Here is a 19264-nt window from a genome sequence, read left to right as displayed (position 1 = left end):
TCAGTTTACAAAAACTTCTCCAGCTCCCTGATATCCTCCTTGGTCGTAGCCCAGTCTGTGGCAAGTCTTATCGCCGTGTGGTTATCATCAGTCTTCTCCCAGAAGCCATAGCGAACGTGCTCCGCAAACTCCTTTAGCCTCTCATTGTCCATAACTATGAACTGCTGATTTGTCGGGGAATCTATGAAAAGCCGGTAACCCTTCTTAACAAGCAACTCTCTAAGCTCCTCAGCCCTCTCTATAGCATTTTTGCCGATTTCAAAATACAGATCATCAGTGAAAAGCGTATCAAACTGGAGGCCCAAAAGCCATCCCTTTGCCAGAAGTGCGCCATGCTGCTTGATAACAGGAATCGGATGCTTTGTGGGAACGCCCTTAGGGAACACAACTGCCTCTCCAAAGAATGCACCCACCTTGGTCCCGCCTATATAAAATACATCAACCAGGCTCGCTATATCAGCTAAGGTAACATCTGTTCTTTTACTCATAAGACCATAGCCAAGTCTTGCTCCATCAAGGAAAAGTGGAATATTGAACTCTTTGCAAACACCTGATATTTTTGAAAGTTCTTCTTTGGAATACAGCGTTCCATACTCTGTGGGGTGCGAAATATAAACCGCTCCCGGAAAAACCATATGCTCATGGTTATCGTCTGCGTAGAAGTTCTTGATATAAGTGCGAAGGTCATCCGCATCGATTTTGCCTATGGTGTCATCATGCACTGCGTTGCCACTTTTTCCAGCGATATCACCACACCCATAATCCCCGGACTTTTCCGCATCATCTTTCTTGCCTTCATTATCCCCCGCTATTTTCTGCCCGGGAAGCGTCAGCACCTTGTGCCCCGAAAACTCTATCGCTCCTGCCTCATGCACAGCCACATGTCCTGTCTCTGCCGCCACAACTCCCTCGTAAGGCTTAAGCAGCATATCCAATATCGTCTGGTTGGTTTGAGTTCCACCCACAAGGAAGAACACATCTGCCTCCGGACAATTGCATGCGTTTTTTATTTTTTCTGCCGCGCTTTTGCAATAATCATCCGTGCCATAGCCATCGTTCTGCTCGAAGTTAGTCTGAGTAAGACGCTCCAATATCCTCGGATGCGCGCCCTTTGTATAATCACTTGAAAATGAAATTCTGTTATCCATTTTTGCTTTCTCCCGGTGAATAATTTTCTATATATTATAGCAACAAAACAACTGACTGGCATGAAAAAGCGTCCGGATAATCATTCCGGACGCCCTCTTTCATTACTTCTTCTTAAAGGTTTTCTTATTGTACTTATATCTGCTGCGAATTCTGTCGCCTTTTCCGTCTACAAATTTTCCGTCCAGCTTACTTCCTTTCTTACTAAAGGAAATCTTTACAGCCTTCTTAAGAGCAGGCCTTCCCTCTCCATAGCTTAAAACAACAGGTGAATTCTTTTTATATCCGTAAGCCGTTACCTTGGCTTTCTTATCAATGATAAACGACTCCTTGTGCCAGCCATCAAGATACAGGACAGCTGTATTGAGTCCCGGCCCCACAAAATATGACTTGCTGGCATTAAGTACAACCGAACCACTACCGGTAAAATGAAGCGGTGTCGGCCAGTTTGCTCCGGATACATAAATAGCTTTTAGATTATTCTTTCCGACAAGCTTAATCTTGAAGGCTTTTCCCATGTTGCGGATATCCAGGTATTTATTCTCAGAATCAAAATTGTTAAGAGTCAGGGTATTGTCCGCATAGTTATAACTTATTCCCGGAACCTGCTTTACAAGTGACTTATATCCCATTATTGCATAGGGATCTCCGAATATAGTCTTGTTTGAATAAGCGTCTAAAGCATCGCTTAAAATAACATATGAACTTCTCTTATAAATATTTGCCCTATAATACGGCTTATTCTTGTTTGTATCATTTTTGTACTGATCTTCCCAGGTTGCCGTATTGAGATCTTCTTCGGTATCTTCATCCTCTGTGGTACTAAAGAAGGAAATGCTATAGATATTTACTTCATCCTCCGCTGTGCCGCCACAGGTAAATTTCAAATAAATATCATGTTTTCCGCTTCCAACAGATGCTTTCTCAATTCCGCTGAAGAACTTCTCCTTATAGGGATCACTAAAACTGCTTGTTTTATGGCTAAGTGACCATTCACCGATCTTATTTTCTCCCTCTTTATCAAGGTACATGGTAACCCTGACACTGTCAGAGTTTGGCTTAGAATACTTAAAGGAGATGGCCTTGATAGGATCCACATTTCCGAAACTTACATTCTTAAATTTTGCCTTATCTCCGTTCGCAATTGTCCCAAGCTTCGCTGTTTTATCAGAATCGTAGGTAAGACCAACTCCGTTTGTAACCGAGTAGTCACCATCGTAATCTCTCGCCTTTAACGTTATGTTTGATGCATTAACAACAAGTGTTCCCACTATCTTACCTACAGGAATAGCACCTGTAATGCATAAACCCAGCGTCAATGCTGCAGTAAGAAACATTTTAAAAAACTTTTTCCTCATAAGAATTACCTCCGACAATCCACTCAAATCGGGTAAACGTTTCATAGGAAAATTATATCATTGTACAGTTTTTAAATTATCGATTTTATGAATTATTTAACTAAGTTTCATACGCAGTTTATATGTTATAATTTTATATATCATCTGTCTTTGGGGAGATTGCATGTTCAGATTTTACTTTTGCATTTTTATATCGTTTCCACTAATTATTTATTACATTGTTAAGATCAGGATTATGATGATAAATCCTGACAGATATTCCGAAGAATACAGATACGGAGTTGCACGAAATATGGTCAGACGGGTTATGAAAAATTCCCGCATCACTACCAAGTGTTATGGATTGGAAAACCTCCCATCAGAGGGCGGATATATCATAACTCCCAATCACCAGGGAAAGTTCGATGCACTAGGAATAATCTATTCTCACGATGCACCTTGTTCAATCGTAATTGACAGAAAAACCGCAAAGATGGAACTTACTCATGAATTCATCGACGTACTTGGCGGAATCCGTATAAACAGAGACGACAACAGACAGCAAATAGAAGCCATAAAGAAACTTTCTGAAGAAGTAAAAAATGGCAAAAGATTCATCATATTCCCGGAGGGCGGCTACACAGACAATAAAAACCACCTGCAATCATTTATGCCCGGAGCTTTCAAAGCAGCCTTGTGGTCACAGGTTCCGATTGTTCCGGTTGCACTCATAGATTCATACAAGCCCTTTGGAGAGGGCGGATACAAACCGGTAGAGACACAGGTGCATTTCCTGAAACCGCTCTATTATGAAGATTATAAGGATTTAAAAACGAAAGAAATAGCAGAAATAGTAAAGAAAAATATAGAAAACAAAATAAATGAAATCTGTAAACAGTAAACCGACAACATAAAGAAAAAGGGGGATTGTCTTTATGGAAACCAGGAAAAAACTGCCACTCGCAACTCAGATTTTTATTGCTCTCGTTCTCGGTATAATTGCAGGTCTGTTACTGCAAAGTCATGCTGATTTTGCGGACAGCTACATTAAACCGATCGGAACCATTTTTCTTAATCTGTTGAAATTCATAGTTGTTCCGATAGTTCTGTTTTCAATAATGGCCGGCATTATCTCAATGAGTGATATCCGAAAGGTTGGCTCTATCGGAATAAAAACCGTCTGTTATTACCTGTGCACAACGGCTGTAGCTATTGTAATAGGTCTCGTTGGCGGTAATCTTTTCAAGGGCTTTTTCCCGATCCTTGAGACCTCTGAGCTTAGCTATGAAGCTTCTGAAGGTATTCCTTTTATGGACACCGTTGTAAATATTTTCCCATCCAACTTTATAGCCCCTTTATCTGAAGCTACCATGCTCCAGGTAATCGTTATGGCTCTGCTTATAGGCTTTGCAATAATCCTGGTAGGTGATGAAGCTGCTCCCGCCGTAAAAGGCATCAATTCCTTTAATGCAATTTTCATGAAGTGTATGGAAATGATCTTAAAGCTCTCACCCATCGGTGTATTCTGCCTGATCTGTCCCGTAGTTGCCACCAACGGAGCAGCGATCATCGGATCACTCGCGATGGTGCTACTTGCAGCATACATATGTTATTTTATGCATATGCTGATTGTTTATTCCTTTGCGGTTAAAGTCATGGGGGGCATGAGTCCTCTTGCATTCCTGAAAGGCCAGCTTCCCGCCATGATTTTTGCCTTCTCAAGTTCTTCCTCAGTCGGAACACTTCCAATCAATATGAAGGGCTGCGAGAAGATGGGAGCCGACAAAGAAGTTACTTCCTTCGTGCTTCCCCTTGGTGCCACTATCAACATGGATGGAACCGCTATCTATCAGGGTGTGTGTGCAATCTTCATAGCTGCCTGCTATGGCATCCATTTGACGCCTTCCCAGATGGTAACCATCGTGCTTACCGCAACTCTTGCTTCCATCGGAACCGCCGGTGTACCCGGTGCCGGAATGGTAATGCTCGCCATGGTGCTCGCCTCTGTAGGTCTTCCGCTTGACGGAATCGCACTTGTTGCTGGCGTAGACCGAATCTTCGACATGGGAAGAACCGTTGTTAACATAACAGGCGATGCTTCCTGTGCACTTATCGTTTCTAATCTGGAACGAAAAAAAGCTGCTAAAAAGGCATCCTGACAACAAATATAAATGAACGATAAAATTCCGGGCTTCAATCTTGTGATCAGTTCACATTGAATCCCGGTTTTGTTTTGACTCATATCATGCAGCAGGTTTAACTGCATCATCCTTTGTGTATTTAAAGAAATAGTCTCCTGCTGTTTTGTGCCGGAAGCTGACAGCCCGCAGACAGTAACATAAATAATACAATACCTGCAACTAAATTTTCAACAATATAGAAAAGGCCTCACTAATCAATGCTGTCAGTTTAAAGTTTCAATCAATCTGTCCCGGAGTTTTCCTGCAATTTTAAGATTAGTTTCAAGTGTGGGACGTATTTCATCGTTTCGAAGGTCATCGGTCAGTTCGCACATAGCCGTAAAAAGTGGCGTTAATGCGAGATCTGCGCAGGAACCTTTAATTCGATGTGATATTACAAAGGCATCCTTGTATTGTTTCTTTTCAATCTTTAAACACAGATCTCTCCAGTCATTGTTTGATAAGAAAGAATCCACTAGATCAAGGTAAAATTTTTCATCACCAACCATTCTTTTAATCGCTGATTCTGTATCTGCCCCCCATTCCCTAAGAGCTACAATTTTCTTACTGTCCATAGTATATCTCCGCAAACCAAAATATATCCTGTCCTATCAGTGCATCAGTTTTCATCCAGCTGCTTTTGGATAGCCTTTGCCAGACTTGCAAATAACTTGTTTTGATCAATCGGTTTTTCCAAAATAATATCCATACCTGCTTCTGCACATCTGCCTTCTACATCGTTAGCCATATCTGCTGTAAGTGCGAAAATGGGAATAGTAGCTGCATCCGGAGTACCCAGTGCGCGTATTTCCTTAGCTGCCTCGATACCACTCTTTACAGGCATCATAAGATCCATAAGGATTGCCTGATAATGATAAGGATCACGAGTTTTTAGCATATCCACAACTTCCTGTCCATCTCTTGCAACTTCTGTATGAATTCCCTTTGTTTTTAACAGCTTAATTATAACTTCCGCATTTATTGTGTTATCCTCTGCCAGAAGGATAGTTTTACCGTAAAGAATCTGATCCTCATACTTTTCTGACTGCTGAGTATGAAGGCTTATCTGCTCATCGGTAGCGATAGGATAAGTTAGAACAATAGTGAACTCTGTTCCTACTCCAACATGGCTTATGCAGGATATTGTTCCTCCCATGAGTTCTACAAGGTTTTTACATATGTACAGCCCAAGTCCGGTACCTTCCTGGTAGGGATCGTCTGAATCTCGGTCCTGTTCAAAAGGCAGGAACATCCTCTGCTGAAATTCTTCACTTATACCAATACCCGTATCTCTTATAGTGTAAGTATGAATGGAAGCAGTATCGGTATACATTATATCAGTCGTAAAGATTATCCGACCTCCTTTTGGAGTGAACTTAATACTATTCGACAAAAGATTCAGGATAGATCGTTCAACATGCTTTGTATCCATAAGGACATAACGATCCTTTGAACCGTTTATCTTATAGTCAAAATCAAGGCCGGCTTCACGTGCCTGCTCTGCCGTAATAGTTGAAATTGAAGTTATAAGGTTTTCCTCGCGAACAGCTGAGCTTATGGAAACCACTTTCCCTGCGTTAATCTTGCTTGTTTCCAATATTTCCTCGATAAGTGTAAGCAGATATTTGCTTGAAGTCATAATCTTATCAAGATTATCCTTTAGTGCAGGCGTTAAGGATTCCTCCTGAAGTGAGAGCTCGGTAAGTCCGAAAATCGCAGTAAGAGGAGTCCTCATATCGTGAGACATCTGCGATAGGAAAGTCTCCTTTTCCCGGCTTGATCTTACCGCCGCACGAAGAGCTTTGCCCATTTCATCAATCTGTTCCTGATCATCAATTTGTTTTGTTGTATCAACAAAAGTAAGTACCAAACCCTTGAGCGCACGCTTTCTATCACTGATTACAGCACCGGACTCTTCTGTCCCACTAATTTCATGATATGGCGCTATGCGAATAAGATAAGTTTTTCCTGCAACAGAAGCACATCGCTGCTCTACGGGTTCCATTGTCTTAAGAACCAGATTGCACTGAGCAAGAAGATCAATTGTGGCAAAGTTAAAGCTTATGTACCTGAGAGATCTTCCCACATCCTGATCGGCAACACTGAATTCCGACGAGATATATTCCGTATATTTTCTAATGTTTAAATCCTTATCCACCATGAGAATTCCGACAAGGGTGGAAGAAAGGAAATTAGCCATATCATTATTGGCAACCGCAAGCTCTGTAACCTTGGACTGATATTCGGAATTAACGGTATAAAGTTCCTCGTTGACAGACTGAAGTTCCTCGTTACTTGACTGAAGTTCCTCGTTGGCTGTAAGAAGTTCCTCATTTGCAGCCTGAAGTTCGGCATTTGTTGACTCAAGTTCCGTAACTGTCTGTCGAAGTGAATGCTTGGTTGCTTTTAGTTCCTGCTCAAGGTCTGCTATACGCTGGGATGCAGCAAAATCAACCTGGTATTTCTGCATGTCAACATTTGTCAGTTCACGTCCTCGTATAAACGAAACCGCAGTAAAATCTGTCTTTTCACCGTGATTGTCACTAATAGGCTGCGCAACAATCGAAACAAATTCTGATTTCCCATCGATATCAACAGGAACATCCGAGTATGCCTTGCGTTCGTTTGTAAGCCTTGCTTCCTTAAGCGCGGTGGAAAGCGCAATTTTCATATCTGTCCTGATAAGCTGGAAAATGTCCAATGTAACCTGGCCGGTAGGAAGCGAAATGAGTCTTGAACAGTTACCATAGCTTCTTACCAGCTCGTTCTTTTCATTAACAAGAACCGTTGCGGGCATGAGAGATTCAAGCACAGAGGTATCAAGCTCATGTGCCTTGTAACTCGCGGAATCATCATCCTCGCCGCCCGAGACATTGATAGGCTCGATAGGAGGTTCGATATTGCTCATGGAATAAGCAAACTGCTCATGTGCCGGTGCATTGCCTTCCGCATAGTGTATGAAAATCTTTTCATCGGCGCATACAACGCGGAATACATCTGCATAGTCAATGACTGATTCCGAGCGGCCAAGGAACAGATATCCTCTGTCGGATAGAGCCATGTGAAAAATGGCAAAAAGATTGCGCTGAAGCACCGCCTGGAAATATATAAGTACATTTCGGCAGCATATCAAATCCAGTTTTCCAAACGGCGGATCCTGGAATACATTGTGCTGAGCGAAGATGATCATTTTTCTTATGTCATGATGAATGACATATTTATTTCCTTTTCGTGTGAAAAATTTGGAAAGTCTTGCGACAGACACATCCTCTATTATGTTATTTCCGTAAACTCCACGCACAGCAGTGCTTATTGAATCCGGATCGAGATCTGTTGCAAATATTTTTACCCCCCTGTGAATGGATAGTTCTTCCATGGCTTCCGCAAAAAGAATTGCAATGGAGTAGGCTTCTTCACCGGTTGAACAGCCCGCAACCCAGATGCGCAGCTCGTCGTCAGGGCGAGAGGTTGTGATTAGCTTTTTGACCACATTTTCCTTTAACACTTCGAAGTAATCAGGATCACGGAAAAATGAGGTAACACCGATGAGCACCTCTTTAGCAAGCAGCTTTGCTTCCTCAGGATTGTTGGTCATGTAATTGACATACTCACGAAGGTTTCTGTTATGAGTTACAACAAGCCTTCTTTCGATCCTTCGAAGAATGGTGGTTTGTTTATAGTAAGCATAGTTTATGTTGGTTACGTTTTTTAATATTGAAAATACTTTGGAAAGAAGGTCATCATCAGTAACACCGAGCTGTGTCTCAGCATCTATCACAGACTTGGCGATATGTGCAAGCTCGCGTGCTATGGAATCCGGCTTTAACATAAGATCAACAAATCCGGTGCTTATGGCATTTCGCGGCATTCCATCGAATTTTGCAGACTCGGGACTCTGAACGATGATCATACCGTTCTGTTCCTTGATGGCTCTGATACCGTTTGTACCGTCGGAACCTGTTCCCGAAAGGATTACAGCAACTGAACGATTTTCATAGGCGTTCGCAAGCGAACGGAAGAAGATGTCTATAGGGTGGCTTATTTCCTGAGAGTTCTGCTCCTTGAGGTTCAGAGTGTTGTTGTGGATTTCCACGTTATATTTGGGCGGAATCATGTAGATGTGATTTCTCTCAACCTTCATTCCATCCTCGATTTCTGTTATCGGCATGGAATTATATTTCGCAAGAATATCAGCAAGCATGCTCTTATGATTGGGTGCAAGATGCTGGATTATGACAAAAGCCATGCCTGTGTTAGATGGAAGAAATGTGAGGAATTGCTGAAGTGCTTCGAGTCCTCCTGCTGACGCCCCTATTCCTACTACGCAGTGCGGCTGAATATTTACAGACATGTCCTGAGGATTATACATTTAGACCACCTTCCTATGATTGTATATAAAATCGAGTTTTTAGTTAATTGTTATTTTATAGGATTTATGTATGAATATATGGTATTATTATCTCAATATTTCGCAATATTTTCTAGAGGGGAATGTAATGAACGACATAAATAATAATAATAATAAGCTTGTCGACAAGCTTATTGAGGTGAATCATAAGCTGTATTTTAGCGACATCTTTCTTGAGCAGATGAGCAGAAATGTCAGGGGCCCTCTGTATTCTATAATCGAATTTTCCAAGATAGCACTTGAAACCGGTAACGATGAAACAGCAATAAAGCATTATCTTGATAAGATAAGCCATGCAAGCCATTTAATGAACGAGTCCATGGATGATGTTATGGCAATGCGTCAGATTGCAATGAAAAACGTCAGCCTGCATCCTGAGCTTGTTAATTTGGATGAATTTCTGAAATCGCTAAAAAATGATATGGCTAATCTTCTTGATCCCACCGGAATAGAGCTTATTATTGAAAAGAAGGAACTGGAAAACTGTTATATCAACGCAGATTATACAATTCTTTTTCAAATTCTTCGCAAGATGATCAGAGTAATTACTGAGATGATGCCCCGAAAGAATGTGGTACATCTGGAAATCCAAAGTAATGGCTGCGTCAACAATAATATTGACATCAGTTTTAAGGTTTACGGCAAAGATACTACTATTATGAGCAGCAAGCTGCAGGCTTTAAAAGATGAGTTTGCTGCAATTGAATATGATATGTATTCAAGTCTTGAATCCATGGATCCGACTATCACTATTATCAGATTCTATGCACATGAAATGGGAACAGATGTTGTCGAAGCCACCTCAAATCCCGAGGAGGGATCAAGTGTACAGCTCTCCATCAAATTTCCTATTGTATCGGTTGGCGAGTATTCAGCTAAGGTTAACCGCAAATTCGACTTTTCACAGAAGAGAATTCTCGTAGCTGACGACGATGAGATCAATCTTGAGATAATCGATAAGCTTCTTAGAGCAAAAGGCGCAGAGGTTATTACCGTACGCGATGGCAGAGAAGCGCTTCTTACCTACAGAGCAGAGCATGGCAAATTCGACCTGATTCTTCTTGATATTGTAATGCCTGATATAGATGGACTATCTGTAGCAAAGCAGATAAGGGATAACACAACCATTCCTTCATCCAGAAAGGTTCCGATCATAGCCATGACCGTAAATGCTTTCCATGAAAATTACGAGCAGAGTCTCAAGGCCGGAATGAATTCACATCTGGTAAAGCCGGTCGACTCCGGAAGACTGTACAACACAGTTGCAGAGTATATTTAGTAGTTTTTTATAATACAGCACTATTACAAAAGCCCCACCCGCATTTCTGCGGGTGGGGCCTCTCAAACTATTATTTATTTTACGACAATAGTAATTGTCTTAGTGGTCTTCTTGTATTTTCCGTTTTTATCAACAGTAATCTTTACCTTGTAGGTTCCCTTCTTGGCACCCTTCTTGACTGTGCAGATTACCTTCTTGCCCTTTACCTTAACGTCAAGGTACTTCTTGAGCTTCTTGGAAGATACGTTCTTAGCTGTAATCTTACCCTTGGATCTGTCGATCTTAACAGTAATCTTCTGATTCTTCTTTGCTACCTTGGAAGCATTGATTTCCTGCTTATCCTGAGTAATTCTTGCCTTTGTCGGATCATCATCGTCCTTCTTGGAGTTATCGGCTGTGTCCGCACTTGTAGAAGCTGTGTCGGCACTTGTAGATGTTGCCGGGGTTGTGTCAGCAGCGGCAGTGTCATTAGCTACTGCTGCAGGCTGACTGGGCTGGCTGGGCTGAGGAGTTTCTGCTGCCTTAGCGGGCTGCGCTGCATCCTCGTTTCCGTTACCATTGCCGTTATTATTTGTTACAGCCTCACCTTCAGCAAGTTCAACAATTGCAAAAGTACTGAAGTGACTTACAGTGATAACCATTGTATTATTTACAAGCTTAGGCTTAATAAGCTCATAGGTTCCGTCAGCATAATAGTGAAGAACGTAAAGTCTTGAACCTAAGATGTTCTTCGGCATAGGCAGAGTGATTGTAATGGGGGCTACAAGTTCATGAAGCTCCTCATCTGCCGCATTTCCGTTGCCAACCTTAAGTGACATATCAATCTGAGCTACGCTGTTGAACTCCTCGCCGACAGCCTTCTGGTTTTCCTCTGTAGTAGGCTCAATTGAAAGTTTAGCTGTCTGTTCGGGTGCAGCATTAAGTCCTGCTCCGGAAACAGAAGCGGCATTAGTATTTACATCATCTCCGAATACTTCCTTAAGAGTTTCCTTTGTCTGCTCATCCTCTGAAGGCTGAACAACAGTTACACCAGCTGCTTCTGTATAAGTTTCCTCAAGTTTCTCAAGCTTTTCAGCGATTGCACCATTGGATTCAACCTTATCTGCCATAGAGTCAACGGTTCCAAGACCCTTAAGGGACTCCTCAACAGTTTTCTTCATCTGCGCAGTTTCGTGATTCTGCTTCTGCTGTTCAAGTTTGTTCATAGCAGTATCTATGCCGCCGGCAATCTGCTCTGCGTTCTTACCATCAACAGTAATCTCACACTGAGCTGTGAAGCCACCATCTACTGTAGTTACAGTAATAACAGCGCTGCCCTCACTCTTTCCTGTGATGTTGCCTTCCTCATCAACCTCAGCAACATCAAAATTGGAACTCTCAAAGTTTACTGCAGCATTTGTTGCATTGAAAGGCTTTACAACAACAGACAGATTGAATGAATCACCAACACCCAGAGTTGCATTTGTCTTTCCGAGTGATACACCCTTAACCTTAACTTCTCCGTCTATGAAACCTGCATAAAGTGTGATATCACCTGTAGGAACATAATCCTCAATTGTTGTTCTGGTAGCTACAAGAGTTTTACATTCGGGGTCCATATACCAACCTGTAAAGCCCTGATTACTCTGATCGTCTCCCTCGTCTGTGTATGCCCAGATTTCTCTTCCGAGTTTCTTTCCTTTTCGTACAGCTACCTCATAGGTCTTTTCATCGTTGTTATAGACCCATCCTGCATTTCCGTTAAAGGTGATGGTATATCCTCTTTCAAACTTCGCGTAAAGAGTCACATCCTTTGTAGGCTTATATTCATAATAATCATCATAATTATTAGGATTATATTCATAAACCGTCTTAGTAAATGCGGAATCTTCATACCAGCCTATGAATAATTCATCACTTGAATAAATTTCACTTATCGGAAGCTTAATAGTTTTACCTTTTGCTACCACATCAGTGAAGGTATTTGTCTCTTCATAAATGGAAGGAATGTACATCTCTCCATTTCCGGCATCCAGTGTAACCGTATATCCCTCATCCCAGATAGCGTACAACGTCATATCGGAATTAATAGTTGTATCTTCTGTTACATAAGTTCCGGTTCCATCTGCCTTAGTATTCCAGCCCACAAGTCCGAGATTATCATTTGTAGCATGAGGCATTCTCCAATCTAATGTGGATCCATCCGCCAGCTGTCTTGTAATCTGAGTTTTATTATTATATCCGTAGATTTTTCCACCATTTGCATCAAAAGTGACTTTATCAGCCTTATTCCAGATAGCATACAGTGTCATATCCTTATCAGGAATAGTTTCATCAAAATCTATCCTCTTAGTGCCTGTAGGGGTTGTTGACCAGCCTCTGATTACATAACCATCTCTTAAAGCAGTTATTTCACCATCTTCGTAATACCCGAGGCTTCTGCCTTTCTTAAGGGTTACTGTCACTGCATCCTCGAGAGCAGAAGCATCAGAGAAGCCCTCTTCCCACATGCCACGGTATACTTTACCACCATTGCCATCAAAGGTTATCTGATAGCCCTGTTCCCAGACAGCATATAAATATACATCTTTATCAATTTTTTCAACCTTATCGATTGTATTCTTTCCATCAGGTGTAGTACTCCAGCCTGCAAATGCCATATTTGAAGGATGCTTAAGAGTACTGTAACTTCCAGGCCATGCATCCAATCCCTGCTGGCAGTTCACTATCATCAGATCGGAATACTCACCAGCATTCGAATTATATGAAGTATAATAGCCACCGTTTGCATGTAAATACATCTTATAGGTTTTGACCCACTTAGCATAAACATGCATATCGCCCGTAGGAACGAAATCGTAAGTAATATCCTTACCACTTCCATCAGCTTTAGTGTTATATCCAGCAAACTGCCAATTCTCATCATTATTCACATATGAAGGAGCATAATAATAATTCCCAAAAATAGTTGCTCCTTCAGGTACAGTAAGCTCTATCTCTGTTTTGTCTTCACCGTCGTATCTGAAATAACCTCCATCTGAATTTGCATGATACGTTATCTTATTACCCTTTTTCCATACAGCATAAAATGTCATATCGGAGTTTGGTGTGTAACTGGTATTAGATTGAACATTTTCCTCTCTGTCAGGAGATGTGCTCCATCCTGCAAAAGCAAGAGAACTATCACTGTTCTTCATATTGTAGCTACCCATATATGTCTGCTGACCCTTTTTGATTTTATACATATATTTGGTATCTACAGCAGTACCCATGTTTACAAAGTAACCACCGTTTGCATCATAGGTTATAACATAAGCATCATCCCACTGAGCATAGAGGGTGACATCTTCTGTGACAACATAACCATAAATATCTGTTATTGTCTCGCCTTTTCCATCTGCTCTGGTATTCCAGGATGAGAATATTTTTGCATCATCAGATGAAGGAATACTATAGCCTCCGATTTTTTCACCGGAAGCCACTGAGCATTCTGATTTCTGGCTGTTATCGTAAAAATATCCACCATTTGCATCAAAAGTTACTGTGCATCTGTCGCCCCAGATAGCATACAGTGTTACACTGTTTCCGTTCGGAACATACGAGTACAACTCAACTATATCATCCACAGATTTAGATGTACTCCATCCCCTAAACATTTGATTGTCGTCATTAACAGCATATATAGCTCCGTTGTAATTAACATACAGATTACTGCTTAATGGAGCATTACGTTTAAATTGCAGTTTCAACTTAGAGTCATCAACCGTACGACCATTACCGCCATTACCAGTAGTTTCCATATAATACGAGATTGTTCCACCATTGGCATCAAAGGTAACCTCGCAACCATCTTCATATACTGCATAAAGCGTTGTATCCTGGTACGCTGTAATCTCATTAATCTCTACAGCCTGACCGCCTTCTGTTAATGACCATCCTACACACACCTTTGAAGAATCATTGGCATAGGTTACATACTTTGTTGAAAAATACTCACCCTGAGGAATGTTGACTGTCATGGTCTTGCTGCCATCATAAAACTTACCATCGCCGGCATTATAAGTGATGGTACACTTCTCCGACCACTTGGCATAAAAAGTCATATCCTCGGAAACAAGGACATCATAAAGGCTTGTAACATATCTTGTGCAATCCTTATCAAGATACCAACCGTTAAACACATAATCTCCGTATGTTTTTCCGGTCATATCGTTCGGATACAGGTTATTTTTCGAATTTTTCTTTACAAAATAGGAATGTGTGTATTCGTCAGAACTAAATTCATCAGCAGCAATACCGTAATCAAAGGTCACCTTGTAGCCGGGTTCCCACTTTGCATATACTGTCACATCCTCTGTAGGAGTATAATTTCCATCAACAAGAGTAATTTCTTTTGTCAAAGCGGCATCTTCATACCATCCGGCGATAACCTTGCCATCACTTGTATATCCCGAGACACTTCCAATTAAATACATACTTGATCCAACTGGAATTGACCATTTCTCGTCTTTACACTCCGGATTCTGATTAAAATATCCCTCACCGGCATCCAATGTCACCGAATAACATTCTCTAGTCCAGCCTGCATAGTATGTCTGTCCGGGAGTAATTGCGGTATTCTCTGTTACCTGCTGGGTGCAAGCTGCATCGGTATACCAACCGGTAAAACCATAGTTTTCTCGATATGCATTAGGCATTCCTGTTGACTGGAGTGTCTTTCCTCCTTTTATATACCATTTTCCATCAGAATCGCCATATTCAATGAAAGATGTAGAACCATTACATGTACCACCATTAAAATCTACGGTAACATATAAATCACTGTCTCCATTAACCGCACGCCAGTTAGCGTATATTGTCATATTTCCTTCGGGAACAAAGGTTTCAATATCACTTATAGGCTCATCGTAATTCGAGTCCTTATACCAGCCATCAAAAAGATAATTATTATAGCTATCAAACGGTTCCGCCACGGTTCCTATAGCTGATCCGGCATCAATAACCTGTTCCCTGGTAGCTTCATAATAGCCATTGGAACTGATATTATAAAAACCACCCTGACTTGTAGCAAAGGTGATCGTATATTTCTCACCCGCATTAGGCTCAGCCTTGGCAACCATGTTTCCCGGCAAAAACAGCAACAGCATCATCATTGCCAGAACACTAAGTAAACACTTTCCTTTCATTAGTACCCTCCTAGAAAAGACTTCATTTATTGAAACGTTTTTAACACATAACTTAACAAACCGTCCTTAAGTCTACTCCAGAAATTTAGGAATGTCTATACTTTTTGCTCATATTTTTCAACTTATTTTACATTATTTTTGCATTTAATTATTTTGGTGTAAATTTACGTTATTATTTTAATTATATTGCGTCTATCATTCATATCTTTTATGGATTACTGTCATCATTCACAAATCAAAAAGGCTTCCTTCTATAATGAAGAAAAGCCTTTATCAGAAACCTGCATGAAATCCATATAATAGTAATATTCCAATTGCCACATGAAATCTACTAATCCACCACAATATCCGCCGCCGTGCACCTCACAACGCTGGTAAGGTCCGAGGGACTTAGCTCTATCTGGTATCCCACCTTGCCGGCGCTGACAAATATCCGCTCATACTGCATTGCAGTCTCGTGGATGAATGTAGGGAACTGTTTCTTCATTCCTATAGGTGAGCAGCCACCGTGCACATAACCGGTAAGCGGAAGGAGTTCTTTTTGCTTGATCATACTGACTGCCTTCTCGCCTGCTGCCTTAGCTGCCTTTTTGAGGTCAAGTTCTTGCTTAACGGGAACCACGAAAACATAGTAGGCTCCGCTTTTTGCCTGCGTAACAAGCGTTTTAAAGACCTTCTCGGGATCCTCGCCGAGAAGGCCTGCTATCTCTTCGCCGGACATCGTCGCATCCGGATTATAGGCGTGACTCTCGTAAGCTATCTTCTTTCCGTCAAGCACACGCATAACATTTGTTTTTTCCTCTTTTTTCATATCATTCTCCTACTGACTGCACTCCTGAAGAACGGGTTTTAACCCGCGGAATTCATCCAGGTAATCAGCAATCTTCTCCTTAATAAATTCAATATCGTTTCTCTTCCCCGCAAATTCAAGTTCCTTCGATTTTGCTGAAAAATCCGCCATCCCAAGCGTCAGTGAGCTCCCCTTAAGGGCATGAACAGTCACGATAAACATTTCGAGATCATCATTTGTAAGACAGTCCTCAAGCAGATCAGCCTTTTCATCAATATGATCCGTAAACATGGAAAGCGCCATCATATATGTCTCGGCAGTGCCGCAATACTCAACGCCCTGCTTTACATCGATCCAAGGAATATCCAGAAGCTTTGCCGGAATTCCTTCCAGTTCATCATCTTCCTTTGCCTCTTCGACCTCTTCCGATGATGCCTGCGCGACTAAATGGACCTTCTCATCAGGAAGAAACTGAATGAGCATATCCATAAGTTCTCCGACTACCACAGGTTTTGACAAATAATTGGTAAAACCGGCTTCAAGCATACGCTCACGGTCTCCTGCAACAGCGTTTGCCGTAATGGAAATAATAGGTGTTGTGGCAGCCTTCTCTGGATATTCTTCCTTTATTTTGGCAAGCGTTTCGATGCCATTCATGTGTGGCATCAAATAATCAAGCAGAACAAGGTCATATGAACCAGCCGCAAATTTATCGATTCCTTCCGCGCCGCTCTCCGCAGTATCTATCTGAATTCCGGTCGGCTCTAGGAGCCCACAAATTACCTGCAGGTTCAAAGCTGTATCATCAACAATCAGAATGTGACTATCCGGTGATGTAAAGTTTCTACGCTCTGCCTTATCAGTATATTTATAAGAAGTAAGAGCATCCATCCAGTTTTCACCAATAGGAGTGTTCTCCGCAATTTCCTGCGAAACATCAAAATGAAAATTCGACCCTGCATTATAGATACTGTCCACGCTAAGCTGTGATCCCATCATCCGAAGAAGGGCCGAGGTTATAGAAAGTCCTACACCTGTACCCGCTATAGTACGTGTGCGATTTGTATCGAGCCGTTCAAAAGGCGCTAACAGTTTTTCCTTATCCTCGTCCTTAATTCCAATTCCTGTGTCAATCACAGATACTCTTATGGCAGCAATGTTCTCTTTTTTCTCAAGCACCGTTGCCTTAAAGGTTACGCTTCCTTTTTCCGTATATTTAACGGCATTTGTCAAAAGATTAGTGATCACCTGCTTAATTCTCAGCGCATCACCCTTCATCCTTACGGGCATCTTAGCATCTATTTCAAAGCAAAGTTCAAGTCCCTTTTCCTCAGCCCTAAAACGAATAAGATTATAAATATCTCCGATAACATCCGGCAAATAATACTCTTCGCAGACAAGCTCCATCCTACCTGTCTCTATCTTGGTAAAGTCTAAAATATCGCGTATTATGGAAAGAAGACTTGTCCCGGACTTCCGAATATTGTCTGTACAGGACAGGATTTTATCATCATTGGAGCTTTGCCGTATAATTTCATTCATTCCCATTATTACATTGATCGGGGTACGAATTTCATGACTCATATTTGTCAGGAAAACTGTCTTGGCAGCATTCGCTTTTTCAGCCTCTTTTAAAGCTCCATCCAGAAGAATAGCCTTTTCAGCTGCCTCTTCCTCTGCAACAAATGCATGAATGAGACAGGTTGAAATCAAGAAGCCAGTCACACAAAAAGGCAGAAGCGGATTAAAGGTTTGAAATGTCATAAAAACAGCCATAACTGCCCCTGATACTGCAATTGTCCGATATTGATGTCTCTTGTTTTTTGCCTCCTTAAAGTATGCCCTGAAAGTGTATAATGCAACTACTGTAAAAAAAACATCCTGTATAATCAAAAAAAGATATCGTATAGGCAGTGATAAGAAGATGCCATTTTCGTCAAATGAAAATACTATAGGGGTAAAAATGTTAATCACAAGACATGAAACAACAAAGATAAACGTGACTTTCCCAACATCAAGAAGAATCCTGTCAGTAAAGCTGTTCCTATCCAGATAGGCCACAACAAATCTTGTCCAAAATAAGACAGCAAGAGCTTGCGATGCGAAATATGCGATAGTATCCAGATAAACCAACGGGATAATATGCATCTCATACAATAATCCCCAGGCGATATCTGTTACCATAAACAGAATAAGGCTGTGAAGAAAGTGCCTGTATTCAAGCTTTGCTTTCGGTAATTCCCTGCTATATCCTGTTCTAAACAGTTTGTTGTTTATAATAAAACATATTACTAAAGATAACGAAGCTAAACTGGAATAATACATATAGTGACGCCCCCTGTGTTGTCACAATGAATCTATTTATCATCCTCCATAAATCTCATCTTATTGCTGCCTTCAGGCTTGGGCTGACCGATAGCAACACCGATCTGCTGGGACTTTTTCCTCTCTTTCATACATTTGGGACAGATTGTACCGAAGTTTGTGGGGCTTCCGCAAACCTGGCAATAGTTTCCCATGAGCACCTGTTTCATTGAAGGGTCGTCCTTGTACTGAATGCGACCCTGTTTAATCCAATTCTTCACTTTACTGAGAGGGATATTAAAGTGCTGCGCCACCTCATAATCCCTCACATCATTCGCACGGATATAGTCGCGGACATCACAAAAGAGCTCCTGCTCAGCACACAAGGGGCAGAGATCCCCCTCCACACCATGAAGAAGCTTTCTTCCACAATTTTTGCAAACTCTTACCCCTGTCTTAATTCCATGGGGATCGATCTTTGCACCCTGGGCTTGTTCAAAGCGCTGCAGGTTCTTGTCATAGCTGTCCATACTCATACCTCTATTTTAAAACGTTAAAGCGGAAAATTAAATAAAGATTGCGCTGTTTAGATTTTTTTAATCATTCTGCTCATTGCAACATGGTATAGTGCATGATATACTATGTGAGTTTTGAA

Annotated in this window: 11 protein-coding genes; 3 read left to right on the top strand and 8 right to left on the bottom strand. The window is 41.4% G+C overall.

Annotated elements, in window-relative coordinates; all coding sequences use genetic code 11:
- Positions 1–5 precede the first annotated feature (5 nt).
- Positions 6–1148 (bottom strand): threonine aldolase family protein, encoded by a 1143-nt coding sequence (locus tag G596_RS0109300; protein WP_022761571.1) that lies wholly within the window; start codon positions 1146–1148, stop codon positions 6–8.
- A gap of 102 nt (positions 1149–1250) precedes the next feature.
- A complete protein-coding gene (locus G596_RS0109295) occupies positions 1251–2504 on the bottom strand; it encodes a carbohydrate-binding protein (RefSeq protein ID WP_022761570.1) in 1254 nt (417 codons plus the stop codon).
- A 163-nt stretch (positions 2505–2667) separates the two neighbouring features.
- On the opposite strand from G596_RS0109295, the gene G596_RS0109290 reads away from it, so the two are divergent.
- The gene (locus tag G596_RS0109290; protein WP_022761569.1) at positions 2668–3384 is read left to right on the top strand and encodes a lysophospholipid acyltransferase family protein; all 717 of its coding nucleotides are present in this window, start codon (positions 2668–2670) and stop codon (positions 3382–3384) included.
- A gap of 34 nt (positions 3385–3418) precedes the next feature.
- Complete coding sequence (locus G596_RS0109285) at positions 3419–4642, top strand: dicarboxylate/amino acid:cation symporter (RefSeq protein ID WP_022761568.1); 1224 nt, start codon at positions 3419–3421, stop codon at positions 4640–4642.
- 245 nt (positions 4643–4887) lie between these two features.
- On the opposite strand, the gene G596_RS0109280 is transcribed toward G596_RS0109285, so the two are convergent.
- Both G596_RS0109280 and G596_RS21610 read right to left on the bottom strand, forming a co-directional pair.
- Positions 4888–5238: a hypothetical protein gene (locus G596_RS0109280; protein ID WP_022761567.1), complete on the bottom strand. Its 351-nt coding sequence runs from the start codon at positions 5236–5238 to the stop codon at positions 4888–4890.
- Between the two features lie 44 nt (positions 5239–5282).
- Positions 5283–9032, bottom strand: a complete 3750-nt coding sequence (locus tag G596_RS21610; RefSeq protein ID WP_022761566.1) for a chemotaxis protein CheB — start codon at positions 9030–9032, stop codon at positions 5283–5285.
- A 127-nt stretch (positions 9033–9159) separates the two neighbouring features.
- On the opposite strand from G596_RS21610, the gene G596_RS0109270 reads away from it, so the two are divergent.
- Positions 9160–10350: a response regulator gene (locus G596_RS0109270; protein WP_022761565.1), complete on the top strand. Its 1191-nt coding sequence runs from the start codon at positions 9160–9162 to the stop codon at positions 10348–10350.
- 74 nt (positions 10351–10424) lie between these two features.
- Here G596_RS0109270 and G596_RS23730 read toward each other — a convergent pair whose 3' ends face one another.
- From G596_RS23730 to G596_RS0109250, 4 genes are all read right to left on the bottom strand, one after another.
- Positions 10425–15515 carry an InlB B-repeat-containing protein gene (locus G596_RS23730; protein ID WP_022761564.1) on the bottom strand — a complete coding sequence of 1697 codons (5091 nt, stop codon included), beginning with the start codon at positions 15513–15515 and terminating at the stop codon, positions 10425–10427.
- 331 nt (positions 15516–15846) lie between these two features.
- A complete protein-coding gene (gene ybaK / locus G596_RS0109260) occupies positions 15847–16326 on the bottom strand; it encodes a Cys-tRNA(Pro) deacylase (RefSeq protein WP_022761563.1) in 480 nt (159 codons plus the stop codon).
- Positions 16327–16335: 9 nt separating this feature from the next.
- Positions 16336–18630 (bottom strand): response regulator, encoded by a 2295-nt coding sequence (locus G596_RS23725; RefSeq protein WP_022761562.1) that lies wholly within the window; start codon positions 18628–18630, stop codon positions 16336–16338.
- A 32-nt stretch (positions 18631–18662) separates the two neighbouring features.
- Positions 18663–19139: a hypothetical protein gene (locus G596_RS0109250; protein WP_022761561.1), complete on the bottom strand. Its 477-nt coding sequence runs from the start codon at positions 19137–19139 to the stop codon at positions 18663–18665.
- Between the last annotated feature and the right edge of the window lie 125 nt (positions 19140–19264).

The organism is Butyrivibrio sp. AD3002, from assembly GCF_000420905.1.
GTDB lineage: Bacteria > Bacillota > Clostridia > Lachnospirales > Lachnospiraceae > Butyrivibrio.
This window is presented reverse-complemented; position numbering and strand designations above follow the sequence as displayed.

What these genes read in the sequence shown, in the direction of transcription:
- G596_RS0109290 (WP_022761569.1), top strand. Translation starts at nt 2,668, where the DNA reads ATGTTCAGATTTTACTTTTGCATTTTTATATCGTTTCCACTAATTATT.
- G596_RS0109300 (WP_022761571.1), bottom strand. Translation starts at nt 1,148, where the DNA reads ATGGATAACAGAATTTCATTTTCAAGTGATTATACAAAGGGCGCGCAT.
- G596_RS23725 (WP_022761562.1), bottom strand. Translation starts at nt 18,630, where the DNA reads ATGTATTATTCCAGTTTAGCTTCGTTATCTTTAGTAATATGTTTTATT.
- G596_RS0109250 (WP_022761561.1), bottom strand. Translation starts at nt 19,139, where the DNA reads ATGGACAGCTATGACAAGAACCTGCAGCGCTTTGAACAAGCCCAGGGT.
- G596_RS21610 (WP_022761566.1), bottom strand. Translation starts at nt 9,032, where the DNA reads ATGTATAATCCTCAGGACATGTCTGTAAATATTCAGCCGCACTGCGTA.
- G596_RS0109295 (WP_022761570.1), bottom strand. Translation starts at nt 2,504, where the DNA reads ATGAGGAAAAAGTTTTTTAAAATGTTTCTTACTGCAGCATTGACGCTG.
- G596_RS23730 (WP_022761564.1), bottom strand. Translation starts at nt 15,515, where the DNA reads ATGAAAGGAAAGTGTTTACTTAGTGTTCTGGCAATGATGATGCTGTTG.
- G596_RS0109270 (WP_022761565.1), top strand. Translation starts at nt 9,160, where the DNA reads ATGAACGACATAAATAATAATAATAATAAGCTTGTCGACAAGCTTATT.
- ybaK (WP_022761563.1), bottom strand. Translation starts at nt 16,326, where the DNA reads ATGAAAAAAGAGGAAAAAACAAATGTTATGCGTGTGCTTGACGGAAAG.
- G596_RS0109285 (WP_022761568.1), top strand. Translation starts at nt 3,419, where the DNA reads ATGGAAACCAGGAAAAAACTGCCACTCGCAACTCAGATTTTTATTGCT.
- G596_RS0109280 (WP_022761567.1), bottom strand. Translation starts at nt 5,238, where the DNA reads ATGGACAGTAAGAAAATTGTAGCTCTTAGGGAATGGGGGGCAGATACA.